General features: G+C 64.3%; 19 protein-coding genes. 9 read left to right on the forward strand and 10 right to left on the reverse strand.

The features are described from left to right. Positions 1-65: 65 nt before the first annotated feature. The 3 genes from prfB to PZ895_RS17185 all read right to left on the reverse strand — a co-directional run bounded on the left by prfB (position 66) and on the right by PZ895_RS17185 (position 5,139). A protein-coding gene (prfB, locus tag PZ895_RS17175; protein WP_275840205.1) for a peptide chain release factor 2 occupies positions 66-1,197 on the reverse strand; the annotation gives its coding sequence in 2 pieces (ribosomal slippage) (positions 66-1,130 and positions 1,132-1,197; 1,131 coding nt in all). Positions 1,198-1,300: 103 nt separating this feature from the next. After that, positions 1,301-3,751 (reverse strand): penicillin-binding protein 1A, encoded by a 2,451-nt coding sequence (locus tag PZ895_RS17180; protein WP_275840206.1) that lies wholly within the window; start codon positions 3,749-3,751, stop codon positions 1,301-1,303. A 179-nt stretch (positions 3,752-3,930) separates the two neighbouring features. Next, a complete protein-coding gene (locus PZ895_RS17185) occupies positions 3,931-5,139 on the reverse strand; it encodes an N-acetylmuramoyl-L-alanine amidase (RefSeq protein WP_275840207.1) in 1,209 nt (402 codons plus the stop codon). 602 nt (positions 5,140-5,741) lie between these two features. Here PZ895_RS17185 and PZ895_RS17190 point away from each other — a divergent pair. Then, positions 5,742-8,546: an Rne/Rng family ribonuclease gene (locus PZ895_RS17190; RefSeq protein ID WP_275840208.1), complete on the forward strand. Its 2,805-nt coding sequence runs from the start codon at positions 5,742-5,744 to the stop codon at positions 8,544-8,546. 39 nt (positions 8,547-8,585) lie between these two features. Here PZ895_RS17190 and PZ895_RS17195 read toward each other — a convergent pair whose 3' ends face one another. Then, complete coding sequence (locus PZ895_RS17195) at positions 8,586-9,686, reverse strand: aminotransferase class I/II-fold pyridoxal phosphate-dependent enzyme (protein ID WP_275840285.1); 1,101 nt, start codon at positions 9,684-9,686, stop codon at positions 8,586-8,588. 269 nt (positions 9,687-9,955) lie between these two features. Here PZ895_RS17195 and PZ895_RS17200 point away from each other — a divergent pair, with 269 nt between their 5' ends. The 6 genes from PZ895_RS17200 to aat all read left to right on the forward strand — a co-directional run bounded on the left by PZ895_RS17200 (position 9,956) and on the right by aat (position 15,121). Next, positions 9,956-11,254 carry a M48 family metalloprotease gene (locus PZ895_RS17200; protein WP_275840286.1) on the forward strand — a complete coding sequence of 433 codons (1,299 nt, stop codon included), beginning with the start codon at positions 9,956-9,958 and terminating at the stop codon, positions 11,252-11,254. Positions 11,255-11,276: 22 nt separating this feature from the next. Further along, on the forward strand, positions 11,277-12,077 hold the full coding sequence (locus PZ895_RS17205) for a DsbA family protein (protein ID WP_275840209.1): 801 nt from the start codon (positions 11,277-11,279) through the stop codon (positions 12,075-12,077). A gap of 125 nt (positions 12,078-12,202) precedes the next feature. After that, positions 12,203-12,637 carry a type II 3-dehydroquinate dehydratase gene (gene aroQ, locus PZ895_RS17210; protein WP_275840210.1) on the forward strand — a complete coding sequence of 145 codons (435 nt, stop codon included), beginning with the start codon at positions 12,203-12,205 and terminating at the stop codon, positions 12,635-12,637. Positions 12,638-12,668: 31 nt separating this feature from the next. Continuing rightward, a complete protein-coding gene (accB, locus tag PZ895_RS17215; protein WP_275840211.1) occupies positions 12,669-13,142 on the forward strand; it encodes an acetyl-CoA carboxylase biotin carboxyl carrier protein in 474 nt (157 codons plus the stop codon). An 8-nt stretch (positions 13,143-13,150) separates the two neighbouring features. Next, positions 13,151-14,494, forward strand: coding sequence for an acetyl-CoA carboxylase biotin carboxylase subunit (gene accC, locus PZ895_RS17220; RefSeq protein WP_275840212.1), 1,344 nt, complete (start codon positions 13,151-13,153; stop codon positions 14,492-14,494). 12 nt (positions 14,495-14,506) lie between these two features. Further along, the gene (gene aat, locus PZ895_RS17225; protein WP_275840213.1) at positions 14,507-15,121 is read left to right on the forward strand and encodes a leucyl/phenylalanyl-tRNA--protein transferase; all 615 of its coding nucleotides are present in this window, start codon (positions 14,507-14,509) and stop codon (positions 15,119-15,121) included. 7 nt (positions 15,122-15,128) lie between these two features. Here aat and PZ895_RS17230 read toward each other — a convergent pair whose 3' ends face one another. From PZ895_RS17230 to PZ895_RS17255, 6 genes are all read right to left on the reverse strand, one after another. Then, entirely contained in the window at positions 15,129-15,665 is a 537-nt protein-coding gene (locus PZ895_RS17230) for a DUF2155 domain-containing protein (protein ID WP_275840214.1), read from the reverse strand. Between the two features lie 72 nt (positions 15,666-15,737). Next, positions 15,738-16,136 (reverse strand): NADH:ubiquinone oxidoreductase subunit NDUFA12, encoded by a 399-nt coding sequence (locus tag PZ895_RS17235; protein ID WP_275840287.1) that lies wholly within the window; start codon positions 16,134-16,136, stop codon positions 15,738-15,740. Between the two features lie 75 nt (positions 16,137-16,211). Beyond that, the gene (locus PZ895_RS17240; protein ID WP_275840215.1) at positions 16,212-16,712 is read right to left on the reverse strand and encodes a GNAT family N-acetyltransferase; all 501 of its coding nucleotides are present in this window, start codon (positions 16,710-16,712) and stop codon (positions 16,212-16,214) included. A gap of 55 nt (positions 16,713-16,767) precedes the next feature. Then, a complete protein-coding gene (gene gatB, locus PZ895_RS17245; protein ID WP_275840216.1) occupies positions 16,768-18,270 on the reverse strand; it encodes an Asp-tRNA(Asn)/Glu-tRNA(Gln) amidotransferase subunit GatB in 1,503 nt (500 codons plus the stop codon). Positions 18,271-18,358: 88 nt separating this feature from the next. Further along, complete coding sequence (locus PZ895_RS17250) at positions 18,359-18,790, reverse strand: CBS domain-containing protein (protein WP_275840217.1); 432 nt, start codon at positions 18,788-18,790, stop codon at positions 18,359-18,361. 88 nt (positions 18,791-18,878) lie between these two features. Next, on the reverse strand, positions 18,879-19,601 hold the full coding sequence (locus PZ895_RS17255; RefSeq protein ID WP_275840218.1) for a rhomboid family intramembrane serine protease: 723 nt from the start codon (positions 19,599-19,601) through the stop codon (positions 18,879-18,881). A 351-nt stretch (positions 19,602-19,952) separates the two neighbouring features. Here PZ895_RS17255 and PZ895_RS17260 point away from each other — a divergent pair, with 351 nt between their 5' ends. Both PZ895_RS17260 and PZ895_RS17265 read left to right on the forward strand, forming a co-directional pair. Next, positions 19,953-20,576, forward strand: coding sequence for a PAS domain-containing protein (locus PZ895_RS17260; RefSeq protein ID WP_275840288.1), 624 nt, complete (start codon positions 19,953-19,955; stop codon positions 20,574-20,576). 130 nt (positions 20,577-20,706) lie between these two features. Next, the gene (locus PZ895_RS17265) at positions 20,707-21,318 is read left to right on the forward strand and encodes a PilZ domain-containing protein (protein WP_275840219.1); all 612 of its coding nucleotides are present in this window, start codon (positions 20,707-20,709) and stop codon (positions 21,316-21,318) included. The last annotated feature ends 137 nt before the right edge of the window (positions 21,319-21,455 follow it).

Raw genomic sequence — 21,455 nt, forward strand, 5'->3', positions numbered from 1 at the left:
TCCTGGCCTTTTCGGCAACTGGATGCCGTCGTTGCAGGTCGCCCCAGGCCGAATATCGACGCAGCCTAGTCGATGTCTGCGATCGCTTCGCCCGCCGAACCGTCGATCTTGTGCGCGAGTGCAGCTTCCATGAAGTCGTCCAGTCCGCCGTCAAGCACGTCCTGCGGCGACGTGCTTTCGACGCCGGTCCGCAGGTCCTTGACGAGTTGGTAGGGCTGCAGGACGTAGGAGCGGATCTGGTGACCCCAGCCGATCTCCGTCTTCGACGCTTCGGTGGCGCTTGCCGCCTCCTCACGCTTTTTGAGCTCGGCCTCGTAGAGGCGCGCGCGCAGCATGTCCCAGGCTTTGGCGCGGTTCTTGTGCTGCGAGCGCTCCTGCTGGCACGCAACCACGATGCCCGTCGCGATATGGGTGATGCGCACGGCCGAATCCGTCGTGTTGACGTGCTGGCCGCCCGCGCCCGAAGCGCGATAGGTGTCGATGCGAACGTCCGATTCCGACACGTCGATCTCGATGGACTCGTCAATCACCGGATAGACCCAGACGCTGGCGAAGGAGGTGTGCCGACGGGCGTTGGAATCGTAAGGCGAAATGCGCACCAGGCGATGCACGCCCGATTCCGTCTTCAGCCAGCCATAGGCTTTCTCGCCCTTGATCAGGATCGTCGCGGACTTGATGCCGGCTTCCTCGCCGTCGTGAAGTTCGAGGATTTCGACCTTCATGCCGCGGCGCTCGGCCCAGCGCGTATACATGCGCAGAAGCATCGACGCCCAGTCCTGGCTCTCGGTCCCGCCGGCACCCGAATGAACTTCGAGATAGGTGTCGTTGCCATCGGCCTCGCCCGAAAGCAGGGTGTCGACCTGCCGGGCGGCGACCTCGCCGCGCATCGAGCGGATCGCGGCCTCGGCGTCCTGGATGATGGCCTGGTCGCCCTCCTCCTCGCCAAGCTCGATCAGCCCGACATTGTCGTCGAGAGACTGTGTCAGGCCCTTGATCGCGGTGATGGCGTCGTCAAGCGCCTGGCGCTCGCGCATCATTTTCTGCGCCTCCTGCGGATCATTCCACAGGTCGGGGTCTTCGGCACGGTTGTTCAGGTAATCAAGTCGCTTTACGGCCTGATCCCAGTCAAAGATGCCTCCTCAGCAGGGTTATGCCCTGCTTGATTTCGTCGATGAGATTTTCGGTCTCGGCGCGCATGGTGGCTCGCCTTTCATTCACTTGGAGGTTGGAAATCGGCGCGGAACATAGGGGCGGCCCACCGCGCTGTAAAGGCGGCGGACTGACCTCCTTCAATGTCCCGTCAGTAGAGACCGCCGCCCGATCCCGAGATCAGCGCCTCGCTGGCCTGCGGCGAGATTTCGCGCGCACGTTCGGCGGTCGCGCCATCCATGCCGATGACCCAGTAGCTGTCGGCGGGTCCGGTACCGGGCTTGAAGGCTTCCATGATGACGCCGCCCTCGCCCTGACTGGCGCGCATCCCGGTCTGGCGGTTGATGGCGATCTGCTGCATCCCTTCGGGCACGCGGAAGGCGACCGGCGTCTTGTCCTTCAGCACCTCGGCCATGAATTCCTTGTAGATCGGCGCCGCAAGCCCGCCGCCCGTCGCGCCATTGCCCAGCGTGCGCGGCTGGTCGTAGCCGACATAAAGGCCGACGACGAGGTCGGGCGTGTAGCCCACGAACCAGGCATCGCGCGAATCGTTGGTCGTGCCGGTCTTGCCCGCGATCGGATGGCCGAGTTCGGCAAGCGTGGTGGCCGTGCCGCGCTGGACGACGCCTTCCATCATCGAGGTGATCTGGTAGGCGGTCATCGGATCGAGAACCTGGTCGCGCTCGTCGATGAGTTCAGGTTCGGCCTGACCTTCCCACGTCGCCGCGTTGCAGCCGTGGCAGACGCGCTGGTCGTGCTTGAAGACGGTCTTGCCATAGCGGTCCTGGATACGGTCGACGAGCGAAGGCTGGATATAGCGTCCGCCATTCGCCATCACCGCATAGGCCGAAACCATACGCATGACAGTCGTCTCGCCCGAGCCCAGCGACATGGCGAGCACCGGCAGCATCTTGTCATAGACGCCGAAGCGCTCGGCATATTCGGCGACGATATCCATGCCCATGTCATTGGCGAGCCGCACGGTCATCAGGTTGCGCGAACGCTCGATGCCCATGCGCAGCGTCGACGGGCCGGCAAAATTGCCGCCATAGTTCTTCGGCTCCCACACGTCGTTGCCGATGCGGATCGTGATCGGCGCGTCGTCGACGACGGATGCGGGCGTGTAGCCATTGTCGAGGGCGGCCGCATAAAGAATCGGCTTGAAGGACGATCCGGGCTGACGCATCGCCTGCGTCGCACGGTTGAACTCGGACTGCGCGTAGGAGAATCCGCCGACCATTGCCAGCACGCGGCCGGTATGCGGGTCCATGGCGACCATCCCGCCGGCAACCTCGGGGACCTGGCGCAGAAGATAGCCGCCATCCGCCTTCGCTTCGACATAGACGACATCGCCGGCCTGGAGCACCTCGTCAATCGAGTTGGCGCGAACGCGCTGGCCGTCGACGGTGTGTCGCAGCGCCCATTCCATGTCGGCAACGGCGAGCGTCGCGGTCTCGCGATCCTCGACGAGTTCGCCCGAAGCCTGCCGCCGGGGCTGGAGACCAACGGTAACACCGCCCTCGCCCGTCTCCAGAACCACGGCGGGACGCCACTCCGGAACATCAGCTATTGCCGGAACCTCGCCGACCGCCACACCCCAGTCGTCGCCGAGTTCGATCTCCGCGACAGGTCCGCGAAAACCGCGCAGCGTGTCGTAGCGGATGAGCCCGTTCTGAAGCGCTTCACGCGCCTGGAGTTGCATTTCGGGGTCGAGCGTCGTGCGCACCGACAGGCCGCCTTCGTAAAGTGCGTTCTCGCCGTAGCGCGCGATCATCTCGCGCCGCACTTCCTCGGTGAAATACTCGCCGGCCTCCATATAGGTGCCCCCCCGGCGGGGGCTGACGCCCAGAGGCTCTTCCTTGGCCTTGGCAGCCTCTTCGGCTTCAACGAAACCGTTCGCGACCATCTGGTCGATGACCCAGTTGCGGCGCTCGATCGCGCGTTCGGTATGGCGGTAGGGATGATAGTTCGTCGGACCGCGCGGCAGCGCGGCCAGATATGCCATTTCCGAGATCGTCAGTTCGTTGACCGATTTGTCGAAATAGGTGAGCGCCGCACCGGCAATTCCGTACGACCCCAGACCGAAGAAGATCTCGTTCAGGTAGAGTTCGAGAATGCGATCCTTCGAATAGGCCTGCTCGATGCGAAACGACAGGATCATCTCGCGAATCTTGCGGTCATAGGTCTGGCTGGAATCGAGCAGGAAGTTCTTGGCGACCTGTTGCGTGATCGTCGACGCGCCGACCGGGCGCCGGCCCGTGCCGATGTTCTGGACGTTCGTCGCCACCGCGCGGAACAGGCTCAGAATGTCGATGCCGGGATGCTGGTAGAAATTCTTGTCCTCGGCCGAAAGAAAAGCCGCCTTCACGCGGTCGGGAATGGCCTGGACCGGGAGATAGAGCCGGCGTTCGCGCGCGAACTCGGCCATCAGCGCGCCGTCGGAAGCGTGGACGCGGGTCGTCACCGGGGGCTCGTAGCGCGCCAGCACCTCGTAATCCGGCAGATCCTTGGAGATCGTGCCGATGTAGAACGCCACGCCGGCGGCAACCACCAGCGCGAGCATCACACCGATGCCGAAGAAATACCCGATGAGACGAATCATGCCCGCTCCAGTCTGTCGTTCGATTCGGCGGCGCAGCAGGATCGGTCCTCGCCTGCGTCCACCGTTTCGCATCGTACCTGTCGTGCGCTTGTGGGCAAATTGCGGCGCTTTGCAAGTGCTCGTTGCTTTCGAGGATTAATCGACCGCGTGTTGCCGTCAAGCCACGATCGCGCGAGTGTTCAATCCACGGCGCCCAGCTTGGCGTCCGCGAACTGGCCGATCGCCGCGACGATGCCGGCCGACGCCTGCGCCCGCCATTCGACATCGCGCAATTGCTCCTCGTCGCGCGCGTTCGACAGATAGCCCAGTTCGACGAGCACCGACGGCACGTCCGGCGCCTTGAGAACCTGAAAACCCGCGAAGCGATGCGGGTTCTTGATCATCCCGATCTCGTCGGACAACTGCCCGACGAGCGCCTTGGCGAAGCGAAGCGAGAAACCGTCCGTCTCGCGGCGGACGAGATCGGTCAGGATGTCGGAGACCTCGTCGCCCGCATCCTGGACGGCAAAGCCGGCGATCTGGTCGGCAAGGTTTTCGCGCACGGCCTTGGCGGCGGATGCGGCGTCGGACGGCGAATCGGAAACCGTGTAGACGGTCGCGCCGCGAACGTCGCGATGGCGGATCGCATCGGCATGGATGGAGATGAAGAGGTCCGCCTCGTGCCGGCGGGCGATCTTCACGCGCTCGTCGAGGCGCAGGAACTTGTCGCGGTCGCGCGTGAGGTGAACGTCGTAGCGTCCGGTATCCTCAAGCGCCTTCTTCAGTTCCAGCCCGAAGGCAAGCGTGATCGTCTTCTCATAGACGCCGCTGACGCCCTTGGCACCACTGTCCGCGCCGCCATGGCCTGGATCGACGACGACGGTGAAGCGCCGTTCGGCAGGCTGTTCGGCGGCATCCGTACCTGCGGTCGTCGCGATCTGTTCGGCCAGCGCCGCCTCGAATTGGCGATCCGAACCGGCGACGATGTCGATGACGACCCGATGGCCGGGCTCATTCTCGTTCTTCACGATCTCGACGTTCTCGACGACGAAGGCGTCCTCACACGTCAAAACCAGCCGTGATCTCGAATCGCCGGCAGCGCCGAACGCGATGTCGGTCACGAGGCCGCGCGGCTTCACGGGTTCGTCTTCGTGCCGGTATTCGACATCACCCAGTTCGAGTACGAGACGATGCGGCGCGCGCACGAGGAACCAGCGCAGGTCGGGGCTTTGCGAAACGTCGATGACGATGCGGGCGCGCGACGCGTCGCCGACCACGCGCAGACCCTCGACGCGCAAAGACTCGGCCTGCGCGACAAGGCTGAAGAACGAGACGAACAGCACGGCTAATGCGGCCGGCATGAATCCGCGAACCCGATCATGGCTGGCTGTGAAGAGCATTTTCGGCATCGTCTCGCCCGTCCTGCTTCGAAGCGGTCGCTTGGCGACAAGGATGCCTTGAGTGGTAGCCCGACGTGGTTAATCAATCCTTGTTCGAACCCGGCCGCATCGTCCGATTCTGCATTGGCTGGGGTGAAAATTAAGTTTCGGAAATCAGGGTTGCCTTGGAAGCCGTCAAATCATAAAAGCATGGCAGGACATTTGCGACGTCCGTAAAAGGTTGCGCTGACGCGCAAGCGGCGGAATTTTCCTCCCTCTCCTGATGCGGTGCATCTGTCCGAACAGAATTCTTCGGCATGTCGGCTCAACCCCGTGCCGTTTGGAAAACGGCTGGGATGATCCCGTGCCGGCTCTTGAACGAGCAAATCGCAGTTGGTCCGGCGACCGCCGGGCCTTGGTTCAGAAAGGATCCGCAGGCTGTAGCATGGCTTCCGACACAATCAGGCTCTCGACCGCATTTGACCGCGCCTTAACGGCAGCGGGCGGCCAGCCTCTCGCGTCACGCCAGCAGTCTCGGCTCCCCCTTTTATCCGGCACGACATTCCCGCCTCCACGGCGCGGCGCTACCACGACCTCCCCTCGGGCGGTGCGTGCCGGGGAGACTCATCAAAATGCCCAACAAAATGCTTATCGATGCCTCCCACCAGGAGGAGACGCGGGTCGTCGTCGTTCGCGGCAACCGCATTGAAGAGTTCGATTTCGAATCCCAGGATAAGAAGCAGCTCAAAGGCAATATCTATCTGGCCCGCGTAACGCGGGTCGAGCCTTCGCTTCAGGCGGCTTTCGTGGAGTATGGCGGCAATCGCCACGGCTTCCTCGCCTTCTCTGAAATCCACCCCGACTATTACCAGATCCCCGTCGCCGACCGGCAGGCGCTGCTGCGCGCAGAAGCGGAAGCTGCCGCCAATTCGGACGATGACGAAGAGGACGAGGATGGCAATGGCCGCAATCGTCGCCGTCGCCGTTCGGGCAAGAGCCGCGACCGCGCCAGCCAGAAGACATCGGCCGACACGAACGACGGCGAGGAGAACGAAGCCGCGGACGAGGCATCCGGCGAAGAGGAAGCCGGTCAGGCGATGGCCGAAAGCGTGGCTTCGGACGTCGTTTCCGAAGAGGCGCCGGCAGCCGAATCCGACGACGACGACCTTCGTCCCGGCCGCAACGGCGATAACGGCCATGACGACGAACAGATCGAATCCGTCGGCGCCGAGGATGCGATCGAGGAAGCGGCCGCGCGCCGCCGGCCCGTCCGCAAACACTACAAGATTCAGGAAGTCATCAAGCGCCGGCAGATCCTGCTCGTCCAGGTCGTCAAGGAAGAGCGCGGCAACAAGGGCGCGGCGCTGACCACCTATCTCTCGCTCGCCGGCCGCTATTCGGTGCTGATGCCGAACACGGCGCGCGGCGGCGGCATTTCCCGCAAGATCACCAATGCGGCCGACCGCAAGCGCTTGAAGTCCGTCGTGGAGGATCTGAACGTGCCTGACGGCATGGGCGTCATCCTGCGCACGGCCGGCGAGAGCCGCACCAAGGCCGAGATCAAGCGCGACTACGAATATCTGATGCGCATGTGGGAAAACGTGCGCGGCCTGACCTTGCAATCGACCGCGCCCGCCCTCGTCTACGAGGAAGGCTCGCTGATCAAGCGCTCGATCCGCGACCTCTACAACAAGGACATCGACCAGATCATGGTCGCCGGCGAGGACGGCTATCGCGAGGCCAAGGACTTCATGCGTATGCTGATGCCCAGCCACGCCAAGATGGTCCAGCCCTATCGCGATTCGGTTCCGATCTTCGCACGCAACGGCATCGAGGCGCAGCTCGACAAGATGGTCCAGCCGCAGGTGACGCTGAAGTCCGGCGGTTACGTCATCATCAACCAGACCGAGGCGCTGGTTGCCATCGACGTCAATTCGGGCCGCTCGACGCGCGAGCACTCCATCGAGGACACCGCGCTCCAGACCAATCTGGAAGCGGCCGAGGAAGTCGCCCGCCAGTTGCGCCTGCGCGATCTTGCCGGCCTGATCGTCATCGACTTCATCGACATGGAGGAGAACCGAAACAACCGGGCGGTCGAGAAGAAACTCAAGGAGTGCCTGAAGAACGATCGTGCCCGCATCCAGGTCGGCCGTATCTCGCATTTCGGCCTTCTGGAAATGTCGCGCCAACGCATCCGTGCCTCGGTGCTCGATTCCACCATGCAGCCCTGCCCGCATTGCGGCGGCACCGGCCATGTGCGCTCCGAATCGTCGGTCGCCCTGCTCGTCGTCCGTGCGATCGAGGAATATCTGCTCAAGGATTCGCGCTGCCACATCACGGTGCGCACGCCGGCCTCGACCGCGCTCTACGTGCTCAATCACAAGCGCGCCACGCTCGCCGACCTCGAGCGCCGCTTCGATCTGACGATCACCATCGAGGCGGACGAGGAGGTCGGCTCGCAATATTACGTTATCGCGCGCGGCGCTCAGATCGAGCGCCCGGAAGGCTACAAGGCTCCGACCCTGCCGGCCGCCGCCCCGACGGTGGACGACGAGGCGGAAGCGGCCAAGGACGAAGCCGCTGCTGCCGCGGCAGCCGCTCTTGCCGATGCGGACGACGAGGACGGCGACGTCGTGGCCAAACCGCAGCCCGTCGCAGAGCGCGACACCGCTCACTCCACGTCGGACGAGGACGGCAATCGCGATCGCAAGAAGCGCCGCCGTCGTCGTCGTCGCGGACGTGACCGCGAGACCAACGGCGAAGCCGGCCATGTCGAGACGGCGGCCGCCGACCTCGGCGACGAGGAGGCCGCCGATGCGGCAGCAGCAATCGGCGCGGACGATAGCCAGGATGAGGACAGCGAGGCCGGCCGCAAGAAGCGCCGCCGCGGCAAGCGCGGTGGACGTCGCAATCGCCGCGACGATGCCGAAGTTTCGGCCGAAACGACCCCGAGCGGGGCAAGCGAAGGTGATGCGGCGAACGACGTCGACAGCGAGGCGATGACGGCTGTCGAGGCCGCCGCTTCCGTCGAACCCGTTGCCGATGAGGCCGTCGCTGCCGAGGAACCCCCGGTCGAAGACGCTCCGAAGCCGAAGAAGGCCCGTGCGCCGCGCAAGAGCCGCGCCAAGGCCGCGACGGGCGATGCCGTTTTGGAACCGGCCGCTCCCGAAGCGGCAGCCGCCGTGGCGGACAATTCGGAAAAGCCGACGCCGAAGAAGCGCGCCCCCCGCCGCAAGAAGGTCGCCGAGGAGGCCGCCGCAGTGCCCGAAATCGCCACGGCCGAAATCGCAGCCGAGCCGATTTCCGCTCCCCAGACCGTCAAGCCGGCTGCACCGGTCGCCCCTGTCGTCCAGTCGCTCACCCCCGAGGGCGAGGTGACGACGCCGGAGGACAAGCCGCGACGGCAAGGCTGGTGGCAGCGCAAGGGGTTCTTCTAGAATCAAGTGAAAAAGCCGGCGATCTTGCCGGCTTTTTTCTTATCCGAGCCATCGGGTCAGGCGGCGGATCGCCTCTGCGATGTCGTCACTGCTGCCGGCATAGGAAAACCGCATGTAGCGATTGCCCTCGAACGGATCGAAGTCACGCCCCGGTGTCGCGGCGACGCCCGCCTCGTCCAGCATCGTCGCCGCGAACGCCATGCTGTCGTTGGAATGCCGCGTGACGTCGCAATAGGCGTAGAAGGCGCCGTCCATCGGTGCGGCGAAGGCAAGGCCGAGCCGGGGCAGCGCCTCGGCAAGCATCGCGCGGTTGGCGAGATAGCGCTCGCGAACGGCGTCCAGTTCGTCGGTCGCCTCGAAGGCGCGTGCGGCTGCGATCTGCGACAGGTCGGGCGCGGAGATGTAGAGGCTTTGCTGGATGCGCTCGAGGGCGCGCACGAGTCGCTGCGGCGCGACCATCCAGCCGATCCGCCACCCGGTCATGCAGTAATATTTGGAGAAGGAGTTGATCACCGTCACGTCGTCGTCGAAGGTGAGCGCGGTGACGTCGTCGGCCGTGTAGCAGAGCCGGTGATAGATTTCGTCCGAGATGGTGCGGATGCCCATGTCCTTCGCCGCCTCGACGAGGGCCTTGAGTTCGTCGGCAGGGATCACCGCACCGCTCGGGTTCGCCGGGCTGGCGAAGAGCAGACCCTTGAGCCCTTCCTTGCGATGAACGCGCTCCAGCGATGCGGCTGTCAGCCAGGCCGCGCCCTCGAGGTCGATCTCGACGACCTCGATTCCGAGCGCCTTCATGATGTTGCGGTAGGCCGGATAGCCCGGAACGGTGATGGCCACCTTGTCGTCCGGATCGAACATGGCAAGGAAGGCGAGGTTGAAGCCGGCCGAGGACCCGGTCGTCACCACCACGCGGTCCGCCGGCACGTCGAGCCCGTAATGGTCGCGATAGTGGCCGGAAATCGCCTGCCGCAATTCCGCTCTTCCGAGCGCGTCCGTATAGCCGAGGGCGCCGGCCGCGAGTGCCTGGGTGGCCGCCTCGCGAACGCTCCGCGGCGCAGGGTCGGAAGGCTGGCCGACCGCGAGCGACACCACCCTTCGCCCCGCCGCACGCAACGCATTGGCGCGCGCGAGCACATCCATGGCATGGAACGGCTCGACGTCGGAGCGGCGGGAAACGAGGATCGGCGACAAGGCTGGCAACTCCGGCAGTCGGTCAGGGGCCGCACAAATGCCCGATTGATATGGGGATCACAAGTCCACGAGCCGCACCGGTCCGTGCTTTTCATCGCCGCCCGGCTCGACTAGGGATAGACACGTTCGTCTAGGGAATCGCCATGTTTCTGTCCGCCAGACGCGTCTGCAAGTCCCTTCTGACCGGTCTTGTCGCCGCTCAGATCGCTTTCGCGCCCATGTCTTCGGCGCACGCGCAACGCAGCGTACCGGTCGTCCGCGATGCCGAGATCGAGGCGCTGGTGCGCGACTATGCACGCCCGATCCTCGAGGCCGCCGGCCTTTCGCGCTCCGGTATCGAGATCATTTTGGTCAACGATCCAGCCTTCAACGCCTTCGTCGCCGGCCGGCGCATGTTCATCAACACCGGCGCCCTGCTCCAGTCCGAGACGCCGAACGAGATCATCGGCGTAATCGCGCATGAGGCGGGGCACATCGCCGGCGGCCACCAGCAGCGCCTGCGCGACCAGCTCGAAGCCGCGCAGACCATGGCCGTCGTCGCCGGCCTGATCGGCATCGGCGCAGCCGTCGGCGGCGCGGCCAGCGGCACCGGCGGCCTGGCGCAGGCAGGCGCCGGCCTTGCCATTGGCGGTGGCGAAGTCGCGCGGCGCGGCCTCTTGAGCTACCAGCGCACCGAAGAGATCACGGCCGACCGCTCCGCCATCACCTATTTGGAGAAGACCGGCCAGTCGGCCCGCGGCATGGTCCGCACCTTCGAACGCATGGCGAGCGGGCTGGCGCTGGCGGGCCGCCAGATCGACCCCTACCAGATCAGCCACCCGCTGCCGCGCGAGCGCATCCAGAACGTTCAGGAACTGGCGCTGGCCAGCCCCTACTACAATCGTGAAGATCCGCCCGCGCTGCAAAGGCGCCACGACATGATGCGCGCCAAGATTGCGGCACACACGCAAGGGCAGTCCGCCACGTCGCGGCTCTTTCGCGACACGCAAGGGATCGCCGCGCGCTATGGCGATGCGATCGTGACCCATCTTTCCGGCTCCCCCTCGGCCGCCTTGCAAAAGGTCGATGCCCTGGTCGCGGCCGAGCCGAACAATCCCTACTTCCACGAACTGCGCGGCGAAATCCTGATCCGCGCCAACCGGCCGCAGGACGCCGTTAGCGCCTTCGAGCGCGCCGCCAGGCTCGACGCCTCGAATTCCGGCTTCATGCAGTTCGGCCTCGGCCAGGCACTGCTCGCCGCCGGCGGGCCCGATGCCGCAAGCCGAGCGGTAGACGCCTTGACGCAAGGGCTGGCGCGCGCGCCGGAATATGTCACCGCCTATCGCTATCTGGCGCAAGCCTATGGCCAGATGGGGGAAATCGCCGAAGCGGAGCTTGCGACGGCGGAAGGTCACTATTACAGCGGCAATTTCCGCGAGGCGCGCCAGTTCGCCGCGCGCGCCCAGTCGCGGCTGATGCCGGGCTCGCCCAGCCATGTGCGTGCGCAGGACATCATCAATCAGAGGCCGGCCAATTGACCGGCCGCAAGAAGGAACCGAAATGAACGCTTTGATCCCTGCCGCCGCTCTCGGTGCCGTCATCGCCCTAGCAATGGGCGCTGCCGGCTATGTCGCCGGCTCGTCGTCGACGGCTTCAGTGCCGGTCGCTGCCACCGGAGCGGCATCGGCCGCACCGGACCGCGCCGCGGTCGAGGCGATCGTGCGCGACTATCTCGTCGCCAATCCGGAGATCATGATCGAGGTCCAGCAGGCGCTCGAAACACGCCAGGCCGAAACGCAGCGCCTCGCACAGACCGAAATCATTCGCTCCGCCGAAAACGAAATCTTCAACGCCGCTTATGACGGCGTCATCGGCAATCCCGACGGTGATATCACCATCGTCGAGTTCTTCGATTACAATTGCGGCTACTGCAAGAGAGCATTGCAGGACATGGAAGCCTTGGTCGAGGCCAATCCCGACCTGCGCTTCGTCTTGAAGGAGTTCCCGATCCTCGGGCCGGACTCGCAGCGCGCCCATATCGTCTCCATGGCCTTTCGCAACCTGCTGCCCGAAAATTACGGCGCGTTCCACAGCGACCTTCTCGCCGGCGAAGCCCGCGTGACGGAGGACGAGGCGATCCTTGCCGCCGTCTCGCACGGTGCGGACGAGGCAACCCTGCGTCAGGAGATGCAGAACCCCGACATCATCGCCGCCTTCCAGGCGACCTACGCGCTGGCCGAGCAGCTCTCCATCACCGGCACGCCATCCTACGTGGTGGGCAACGAAGTCGTCTTCGGCGCCATGGGTCAGGAGGTATTGGCCGAGAAGATCGAGCAGGTTCGGGCCGAAAACCCTTCCTGATCAAGTTTTCGACATGTTTGTCGCCTGTTGAAGCTGTCCACACGCCTCGCAGCCTTTGCGTTGCGGAACAAGGCGACTATAGAGGGTGCGTCGCGCAGAAAAGCGCGCCGCGTGGAAATGTCCGAATGCCCAAGAACATCCTGATCCTCAACGGCCCGAACCTCAACATGCTTGGCAAGCGCGAGCCCGGAATCTACGGGTCCAAGACGCTTGCAGACATCGAGGTCGATTGCCGTACCGCAGCGGAAAGACTGGGATACGGGCTCGATTTCCGCCAGTCCAATCTGGAAGGCGAACTGGTCACCTGGATTCAGGGCGCGCCTGACCACGCGGTCGGACTCGTCATCAATCCTGCCGGATATGGCCACACCTCGATCGCCATGCACGACGCGCTGCGGCTCTTGTCGATGCCGATCGTCGAGGTCCATCTGTCCAATATCCATGCACGCGAGGAATTCCGTCACAAGACCATGGTGGCGCCGGTCGCAACCGGCATGATCTGCGGCTTCGGCCCGATCGGCTACACCCTGGCGCTACAGGCACTTGCCGCCCGGCTTTGACCGGAGAAAACCAAGAAAAAGGGCGAAATCAATGTCGACCAAGAAAGCCGGCGTAGACCAGCAACTGATCCGCGACCTGGCGGGCATCCTGAACGATACCAATCTGTCCGAGATCGAGATCGAACAGGACGATCTGCGTATTCGCGTGTCGCGTCAGGCCCCGGCGCCGGTTCAAGCCTACGCGCCCGCCATTGCGCCTGCTCCGGCCAATCATCCGGTGCCCGCCGCCACCGAGGACCGGCCTGCCGCTCCGGGAGCCTCCGACCCGGCGCGCAATGCGGTTCCCTCTCCGATGGTCGGCACCGCATACCTGTCGCCGGCGCCCGGCGCCCGTCCCTTCATCGAAGTGGGCCAGGCGATCAAGGAAGGCCAGACGCTCCTCATCATCGAGGCGATGAAGACGATGAACCAAATTCCCGCGCCGCGATCCGGCAAGATCACCGCGATCCTTTGCGAGGACGCGCAGCCGGTCGAATTCGGAGAGCCGCTGGTCGTGATCGAATAGGAGCGACCATGTTTCAGAAGATCCTCATCGCCAATCGCGGCGAAATCGCGCTCCGCATCCTGCGCGCGGCCAAGGAACTCGGCATCCAGACCGTCGCCGTCCATTCGACGGCGGACGCCAACGCCATGCATGTGCGCCTTGCCGACGAGAGCGTGTGCATCGGGCCGCCGCCCTCGCGCGACAGCTATCTGAACATCCATCAGATCGTCGCTGCCTGCGAGATCACCGGCGCCGACGCCATTCATCCGGGCTACGGCTTCCTGTCCGAGAATGCCAAATTCGCCGACATCCTCGCCGCCCACAACATCACCTTCATCGGCCCTTCGGGCGACCATATCCGCGTGATGGGCGACAAGATCGAGGCCAAGCGCACCGCCAAGCGCCTCGGCATTCCGGTCGTTCCCGGGTCCGAGGGCGGCGTGACGGATGAGGGCGAAGCCAAGCGCATCGCCGCCGATATCGGCTACCCCGTCATCATCAAGGCATCGGCCGGCGGTGGCGGACGCGGCATGAAGGTCGCGCGCTCGGAGGACGAACTGTCGGTCGCTCTCCAGACCGCGCGCTCCGAAGCCGGCGCCGCCTTCGGCGACGACGCCGTCTATATCGAGAAATACCTCGAAAAGCCGCGCCATATCGAGGTGCAGGTGCTCGGCGACGGCCGCGGCAACGCCGTCCATCTCGGCGAGCGCGACTGCTCGCTCCAGCGGCGCCACCAGAAGGTATGGGAAGAAGCGACCTCGCCCGCCCTCAACGCCGCCGAGCGCTCCAAGATCGGCGAGACGGTGTCGAAGGCGGTCGGCGATCTCGGTTATTCCGGCGCCGGCACGATCGAGTTTCTCTACGAGAACGGCGAGTTCTACTTCATCGAGATGAACACCCGCCTGCAGGTCGAGCATCCGGTGACCGAAGCCATCACCGGCATCGATCTCGTCCACGAGCAGATCCGCGTCGCCTCCGGCAGCGGCCTGTCGGTCACGCAGGACGACATCCGCTTCAACGGCCACGCCATCGAGTGCCGCATCAATGCCGAGGACGCGCGCACCTTCGTGCCATCGCCCGGCACGGTGACGACGTTCCACACGCCGGGCGGGCTTGGCGTGCGCGTCGATTCCGCCGTCTATTCGGGCTACAAGATCCCACCCTACTACGACAGCCTCATTGGTAAACTCATCGTACATGGCCGCAACCGCGTCGAGTGCATGATGCGCCTTCGCCGCGCGCTCGACGAGTTCGTCGTCGACGGCATCAACACCACTTTGCCGCTCTTCCGCGACCTCGTCGGCAATCCGGACATCGCCAATGGCGACTACGACATCCACTGGCTGGAGAAGTATCTGGCCCAGAAGCCCTGAGGGCGCCATAGGATGAGCCGGCCCTTCGCTCCCGGTTTCACGATCCCGACCGACCTCCTGCTGCGTGCCTATGCGGCAGGAGTCTTCCCCATGGCGGAAAATGCCGGCGATCCGGAAATCTTCTGGGTTCGCCCGGAAATGCGCGGCATCCTGCCGCTCGACGATTTCCACACCCCGCGCAGCCTCGCCAGGACGGTCCGTCGCGCGCCGTTCGAAATCCGTTTCGACACCGATTTCGAGGCCGTCATCGCCGGCTGCGGCGCCGCCCGTCCCGGCCGCCCCAACACCTGGATCAATCTGCCGATCCGCGCCGCCTACGCGCGTCTCTTCGCCATCGGCCATTGCCACACGGTCGAGGCATGGAAGGATGGCGCGCTCGTCGGCGGACTCTACGGCGTGACGCTCGGGCGCGTCTTCTTCGGCGAAAGCATGTTCAGTGTCGAACGCGATGCCTCGAAAGTCTGTCTCGTCGCGCTGGTCGAACGGCTTCGCGACCGGGGCTTCGACCTCCTGGACACGCAGTTCACCACCGAGCACCTGAAGCGATTCGGCGCGATCGACGTGCCGCGGCGCAAATACGAGACGATGCTGGAAAAGGCTCTGGACGGCGAGCCGGCAATCTTCTGAGAGCCGTTCAGCCTTCGGCTGATTCAGGCGCCGGCACGTCGGACTGCTGCTTGCAGGCTTTCAGCCAGACGTCGTAGACGGCGTGCTCGACGGCGTTGAGTCCGGGGCTTTCGGCAAACATCCAGCCCGAGAAGATGCGCCTGATCTTGCGGTCGAGCGTGATCTCGTCGACCTCGATGAACCCGTCGGTGCGCGGCTCCTGCCCCTCGCCGGACGAATAGCAGACGCGTGGCGTCACCTGTAGCGCGCCGAACTGGACGGTCTCGTCGACATAGACGTCGAAGGAGATGATGCGCCCGGTGATCTTGTCGATGCCGGAGAACTCGGCGACCGGATTGGTCACGCGCTGGATCGGCACCTCGGTCGGCGCCTCTTCCATCGGGATGTCCTCGAAGGAACCGCCCTCGGCGGGCGCTTCCTCGTAGATGAACTCGTCGTCCGGCGGCAAGTCGAACTGGAGGTCCTGCGCGAACGAATTGCCCGGAGCGGCAAGCCCGGTTGCAAAGACGAGTCCCGCGATTGCCCCTGCCAGTCTCGATGTCATCCTTGAAGCCCTGTTAGCTGAGTCGCGACCGGTCCGGCCTAGCCGTCGATTGTGGCGATTGTGGCCTCGCCGTCAGTTGCCAGGCGTCCAGGCGTCGTAGTCGCCGGTCACGCGCGGACGCTGCTCCTGCGTGACGATCGAGCCTTTCGGCCGGTAGGCGAAGCTCGTGCCCGTCATGTTCGGCAGATGCGGCTTTTGCCACTCCTTTGGCCGGTAGTTGTCGTCCTGCGGCGGCGTGTCGACGCGGTGGTGCATCCAGCCATGCCAGCCGGGCGGGATCATGCTGGCTTCCGCATAATCCTTGTAGATCACCCAGCGCCGCGTGCGCCCTTCGGTGTCGACGCCGCCCTCGTAATAGAGATTGCCGAACTCGTCCTCGCCCACCGGCTTGCCGTGCCGCCAGGTATGGAAGCGCGTGCCCAGCGTCTGGCCGTTCCACCAAGTGAAGAACTGCGTGAAGAAGGTTTTCAGTGACATTCGCACATCCGCAACTGGGTACCCGATCTTCCCCGCCTTATGGCGTTCCGGGCTGCCGATGACAAGAGCTCACTCCGCCCACATGATCGGCCGCTCGTAGATATCGGCGGGGATGCCGGAATCGGGCCGCCCGCAGCTCGCCGTCCGTCCGACCTTTGCGAAACCCTGCGCCAGATAGAAGGCGACGGCCTTCGCATTCGCTTCCTCGACCTCGAGCCGGATCTTGTCCGCATCGGGAAAGCAGCCCTCGATTTCGTCCAGCAGCAACCCGCCGATGCCGCGGCCCTGGCTTTCCGGACGGACATAGAGCTGATGCAGCATCACCGTCTTGCCCTCGTCGACCGCCGTCGCATAGGCGACACCACCGACCGCCGTCCCGTCATCGGCGACGAGGAACTCCGACAGGGGCGCCTCCAAGCGTTTCTCGAGTGCCGCCATCGAATGCCATTCGGCAATGATCTCGTCGACGCGCGCCTCGCCGTAGATGGCATCATAGGTCGCGTGCCATGTCTCGGCGAGAAGCGACTGCACCGCCTTCAAGTCGCGTTTCGAGGCGGTGCGGACGAACATCAATTTGTCCAATGACGCACGATGTTTCCCGAAAACCGGCTGCCACTTTTCGGCATCATGCGTCGATCCCCAGCCGCGCCTTGACGAGGTCGTTGACCGCCTGCGGGTTGGCCTTGCCGCCGGTCGCCTTCATTACCTGGCCGACGAACCAGCCGGCCATGGTCGGCTTGGCACGCGCCTGTTCGACCTTGTCGGGATTGGCCGCGATGACGTCGTCGACGGCCTTTTCGATGGCGCCGGTGTCGGTCACCTGCTTCATGCCGCGCGTTTCGACGAGCTGGCGCGGATCGCCGCCTTCGGTCCAGACGATCTCGAAGAGGTCCTTGGCGATCTTGCCGGAGATCGTGCCTTCCTTGATAAGTTCGATGATCGCTCCAAGCTGGTCGGGTGAAACGGGCGAATCGGTGATGTCCTTGCCGGCCTTGTTGAGCGCTCCGAGCAGGTCGTTGATGACCCAGTTGGCGGCGGCCTTGCCGTCGCGGCCCTCGGCGACCTTCTCGTAATAGTCGGCGATCGCCTTGTCGGAAACGAGGATCGAGGCGTCATAGACGGAAAGGCCAAGGGTTTCGATCAGCCGCGCGCGCTTGTCGTCGGGCAGTTCGGGCAGGTGCGCGGCGAGCGCGTCGACATAGGCCTGGTCGAATTCGAGCGGCAGAAGGTCCGGGTCGGGGAAATAGCGGTAGTCGTGCGCTTCTTCCTTGGAACGCATCGAGCGCGTCTCGCCCTTGTTGGGATCGAAGAGCCGCGTTTCCTGGTCGATCGAGCCGCCGTCTTCGAGGATGGCGATCTGGCGCCGCGCTTCGGATTCGATCGCCTGGCCGATGAAGCGGATGGAGTTGACGTTCTTGATCTCGCAGCGCGTGCCGAAGGGCTCGCCTGGACGGCGCACCGAAACGTTGACGTCGGCGCGCAGCGAGCCCTCGTCCATATTGCCGTCGCAGGTGCCCAGATAGCGCATGATCGTGCGCAGCTTGGTCACATAGGCTTTGGCCTCGTCGGCCGAGCGGATGTCCGGCTTGGAGACGATCTCCATCAATGCCACGCCCGAGCGGTTCAGATCGACATAGGACATGGTCGGATGCTGGTCGTGCAACGACTTGCCGGCGTCCTGTTCGAGGTGAAGGCGCTCGATGCCAACCTCGATCTCCTCGAACTCACCCTTTTTGTCCGGGCCGACCGAGACGAGCACCACGCCCTCGCCTACGATCGGCTGCTTGAACTGCGATATCTGGTAGCCCTGCGGCAGGTCGGGATAGAAATAGTTTTTCCGGTCGAAGACCGAACGGTGGTTGATCTGCGCCTTGAGGCCGAGCCCGGTGCGGATCGCCTGCTTGACGCATTCCTCGTTGATCACCGGCAACATGCCCGGCATCGCCGCATCGACGAGGCTGACATTGGAGTTCGGCGCCGCGCCGAATGTCGTCGACGCCCCGGAAAAGAGTTTCGATTGCGACGAAACCTGCGCGTGGATTTCCATGCCGATGATGATTTCCCAATCGCCGGTCGCCCCGGAGATCAGGCGCTTGGGATCGGGCGTGCGGGTATCAATGAGCGTCATCGTCTGCCTGGCGTTCGCGATGGTCGGAAGTGTTCCGGTTCGCTAGACCAATCGCGCGCGCGAGGCAAGGTTTTCGCAGGCCGTCGGCTCAAGCCGTGGCGATATACTGGCGGATCTCGTCGGCCTCGCGCTCCACGTCCTCGATGCGCTGCTTGACCACGTCGCCGATCGAAACGATGCCGGCAAGCTTGCCCTCGCGTTCGACGGGAAGGTGACGGAAGCGCCCGCGTGTCATCAGTTCCATCACCTGATTGACCGTATGGCCCTCCTGGCAGGTCTTCACCTTCGAGGTCATCGCACTCGACACCGGCTCATCCAGCGCCACGGCGCCGCGCAGCCCGATCTGGCGAACGATGTCGCGCTCGGAGAGGATGCCGGCGATCTTGTCGCCCGGCTTGGTGACGACCACTGCGCCGATCCGCTTTTCGCCGAGAAGCTGGGCAGCCTGAGCCAGCGACATCTCCGGTTCCACCGTCACAACGTCGCGGCCCTTGGCGTCCAGAATTGCCTTTACCGTCATGCGCACCTCCTTTTCGGCATTTGATGGCATCGTGCGCCGCGCTTCGATGCTTTTCAAGCGCGGAGGCATCACGGGACATGTCGTGTTGTCAGCGGCGATCAAAAAGGGCGAGGCCGAAAAATCCCGCCAGGAGCCCGCCAATATGCGCCTCCCAGGCGATCTGGCCGATGCCGGGCGCGATGGAGCCGAGGCCCATTGCCAGGTTGATGACGAACCACACGAGAAGGAACATGAAGGTCATGCGGTGACGCAGCACGACGCCGACCGGCAGAATCGGGCCCGTGAAAGCCGGCTTGCCCGCGAATCGGTCGATCTGGAACGCGAAGCGCGCCGCAGCGCCCATCATGCCCGAGATCGCCCCCGACGCACCGACGACCGGCGTCGGATCGCCCGAATGGAGCACATAATGCAACCCGACGGCGGCAAGGGCGGTGAAGCCCCAGAAGGCGATGAACCGCGCCGCGCCGATCCGATGGGCGAGCGGCGAGCCGAACGCCGCCAGCCACACCATGTTCACCGCCAGATGCGCGATCCCGCCATGCAGAAAGGCATAGGTGACCGGTCCTGCAAAGGCATAGGCGTCGATGATGTACTGCCCCGAATAGCGGATCGGGATGAAGGCGAAGCGTGCGATGATTCCGATGTCCTGCGGCTCGGACAGCACGAGCATTCGCACGGCATGGATGCCGACGCAGACCGCGATCAGCCCGATGACGACCGCAGGCAGGTTGAAGATCGGCTCGTATCGTGGTGGCGGCGTTTCCCGCCAGTCTTCGTCGGAAGGGCTATCGATCGGGCGTGGCTGGTCCATCGTGGCTCTCTTGGGCGTCAGCCCGCACATAGAGGCCAAGGGCGCCGACCGCCAGTGCAGGGTCAAAAAGAAAGCCGTTCGAAGGGATCCCTTCGAACGGCCAATCGAGCCCCCTGCTCTCGCAGCGCGACTGGAGTTGCGCTGGCTATCTGCTTCCCGTGCCCCGAAGTTCTCACGAGCCACCCACGCTGGCAATGTCAACCTTTCGTTAACCTTAACGTCCTCGAGAAGCGTTAAGAACTCCTAACGGGGCTGGCACGTCCCCTGCATCCTTGGCCATGTGAAGACCATCTGGTGGCTCGATTCGTCCCAATCCGGGACGCTTCGGCGAGAAAACGGGAGCAGGCATTGATGAAAATGGACGGCACGATTGCGATGTTCCGGTATTGGGACATGCTGCGCGCCGGCCGCCCTGCCCCGTTTCGCACGGAAATCGACCCGACCGCGATCAAGGGACGCCTGCCGGATACCTTCATTCTCGAATTCGACACGGCCGCCGAATTGCGGTTCCGGCTCGCGGGCACCAATGTATGTGCGGCATTCGGTCGCGAGTTGCGCCATCTGGCATTCGCCGAAATCTGGCGACTGGAGGACCGCAATGCGGTCGACGCTCTTGGCAAGGCGACCCTGACGCAGGGCGCGGTGGTGCTGGCGCAGGCGCACGGCAGGAGCCGCCAAGGTCGCCCTGCAGGCTTCGAGTTGTTGCTGTTGCCGCTCGACGCCGGTCCGGGGCGCCCTCGCGCCATGGGCCTCGCCACGCCATTGGAGCGCCCCTTCTGGCTCGGCGCGCATCCACTGGCCACGCTCGAACTCGACGAGGCGCGCCTGATCGATCCAAAGGCAATGCCGGCGCTCGACTTGGGCAAGCGGACGCCGAGCCTGGCCCCGCAGGATCTCGAACCTGCGGAAGGCGACCGCACCCGGCGCGTCCGCCATCTCGTCGTTCTCGACGGCGGAAAGTCGCAGGACGGCTGAAACGGCATCGAAACCTCGTTCACAGCGCGCCTTCGACCAATTCGAATTACAACATGTTAACGACTGTGGCGCTATTTTTGTCACAGTCAGTCGGACATGTCCGACGGAATTGGCGGGGGCTGAGGCGAAGATGAGTTCAGCGGCGTTGCAAGTCGCTCCGACACGAAACGAACGGCGCGGTTTCCAGCGCGTTCGCGTCAAGATCTATGGTCGCTTCATGCTCGAGGACCGTTCCGAGCACCCCTGCCAAGTCATCGACATGTCGCCCGGCGACGTCGCGATCCGTGCCGACCGCCCTGGCGAGCCCGGCGAGCGTGTGATCGCTTATCTGGATCACATCGGCCGCATCGAGGGCGTGGTGACGCGCCTGACAGACGACGGCTTCGCGATGACCGTCATCGCCTCGGAACGAAAGCGCGAGAAACTCGCCGCCCAGCTTACCTGGCTCGCCAACAAGCACGAACTCGACCTGCCCGAGGATCGTCGCCACCAGCGCGTCGCGCCGCGCAATCCGATCACGGTGCTTCAGCTTGGCGACGGGCGGCAATATCGCTGCCGCATCGTCGATCTTTCCCTTTCCGGCGCAGCAGTGGAAATCGAGGTGCGGCCCGCGCTTGGCGTCCAGGTCACGCTCGGCGCCATGCGGGGTCAGGTCGTTCGCCACTTCCAGGACGGCATCGCCATCGAGTTCGCTGCATTGCAGCGCGAGGAAACGCTGGAAGCCGCCTTCTCCGACCGCTGATCGAATGCTCCGAAAGGAACGAAAGGGCTGGCGCCACGCTGGCCCTTTTTTTCGTTCATGCTCCTGCGAAACCCATGGTTACCGGCTGGTGAAAAAAATATTCGCAATTTGAATAAGTATTGATTCAAATACTGTTT

Source organism: Mesorhizobium sp. YIM 152430 (assembly GCF_029210365.1).
Taxonomy (GTDB): domain Bacteria; phylum Pseudomonadota; class Alphaproteobacteria; order Rhizobiales; family Rhizobiaceae; genus Aliihoeflea.

Excerpts from the sequence above, each read along its gene's own strand:
- PZ895_RS17240 (WP_275840215.1), bottom strand. The coding sequence starts at position 16,712 with ATGTTCGTCCGCACCGCCTCGAAACGCGACTTGAAGGCGGTGCAGTCG.
- PZ895_RS17180 (WP_275840206.1), bottom strand. The coding sequence starts at position 3,751 with ATGATTCGTCTCATCGGGTATTTCTTCGGCATCGGTGTGATGCTCGCG.
- accC (WP_275840212.1), top strand. The coding sequence starts at position 13,151 with ATGTTTCAGAAGATCCTCATCGCCAATCGCGGCGAAATCGCGCTCCGC.
- PZ895_RS17255 (WP_275840218.1), bottom strand. The coding sequence starts at position 19,601 with ATGGACCAGCCACGCCCGATCGATAGCCCTTCCGACGAAGACTGGCGG.
- PZ895_RS17250 (WP_275840217.1), bottom strand. The coding sequence starts at position 18,790 with ATGACGGTAAAGGCAATTCTGGACGCCAAGGGCCGCGACGTTGTGACG.
- PZ895_RS17205 (WP_275840209.1), top strand. The coding sequence starts at position 11,277 with ATGAACGCTTTGATCCCTGCCGCCGCTCTCGGTGCCGTCATCGCCCTA.
- PZ895_RS17265 (WP_275840219.1), top strand. The coding sequence starts at position 20,707 with ATGAGTTCAGCGGCGTTGCAAGTCGCTCCGACACGAAACGAACGGCGC.
- PZ895_RS17200 (WP_275840286.1), top strand. The coding sequence starts at position 9,956 with ATGTCTTCGGCGCACGCGCAACGCAGCGTACCGGTCGTCCGCGATGCC.
- PZ895_RS17190 (WP_275840208.1), top strand. The coding sequence starts at position 5,742 with ATGCCCAACAAAATGCTTATCGATGCCTCCCACCAGGAGGAGACGCGG.
- aroQ (WP_275840210.1), top strand. The coding sequence starts at position 12,203 with ATGCCCAAGAACATCCTGATCCTCAACGGCCCGAACCTCAACATGCTT.
- accB (WP_275840211.1), top strand. The coding sequence starts at position 12,669 with ATGTCGACCAAGAAAGCCGGCGTAGACCAGCAACTGATCCGCGACCTG.
- PZ895_RS17195 (WP_275840285.1), bottom strand. The coding sequence starts at position 9,686 with ATGGATGTGCTCGCGCGCGCCAATGCGTTGCGTGCGGCGGGGCGAAGG.
- gatB (WP_275840216.1), bottom strand. The coding sequence starts at position 18,270 with ATGACGCTCATTGATACCCGCACGCCCGATCCCAAGCGCCTGATCTCC.
- PZ895_RS17185 (WP_275840207.1), bottom strand. The coding sequence starts at position 5,139 with ATGCCGAAAATGCTCTTCACAGCCAGCCATGATCGGGTTCGCGGATTC.
- PZ895_RS17230 (WP_275840214.1), bottom strand. The coding sequence starts at position 15,665 with ATGACATCGAGACTGGCAGGGGCAATCGCGGGACTCGTCTTTGCAACC.
- PZ895_RS17260 (WP_275840288.1), top strand. The coding sequence starts at position 19,953 with ATGAAAATGGACGGCACGATTGCGATGTTCCGGTATTGGGACATGCTG.
- aat (WP_275840213.1), top strand. The coding sequence starts at position 14,507 with ATGAGCCGGCCCTTCGCTCCCGGTTTCACGATCCCGACCGACCTCCTG.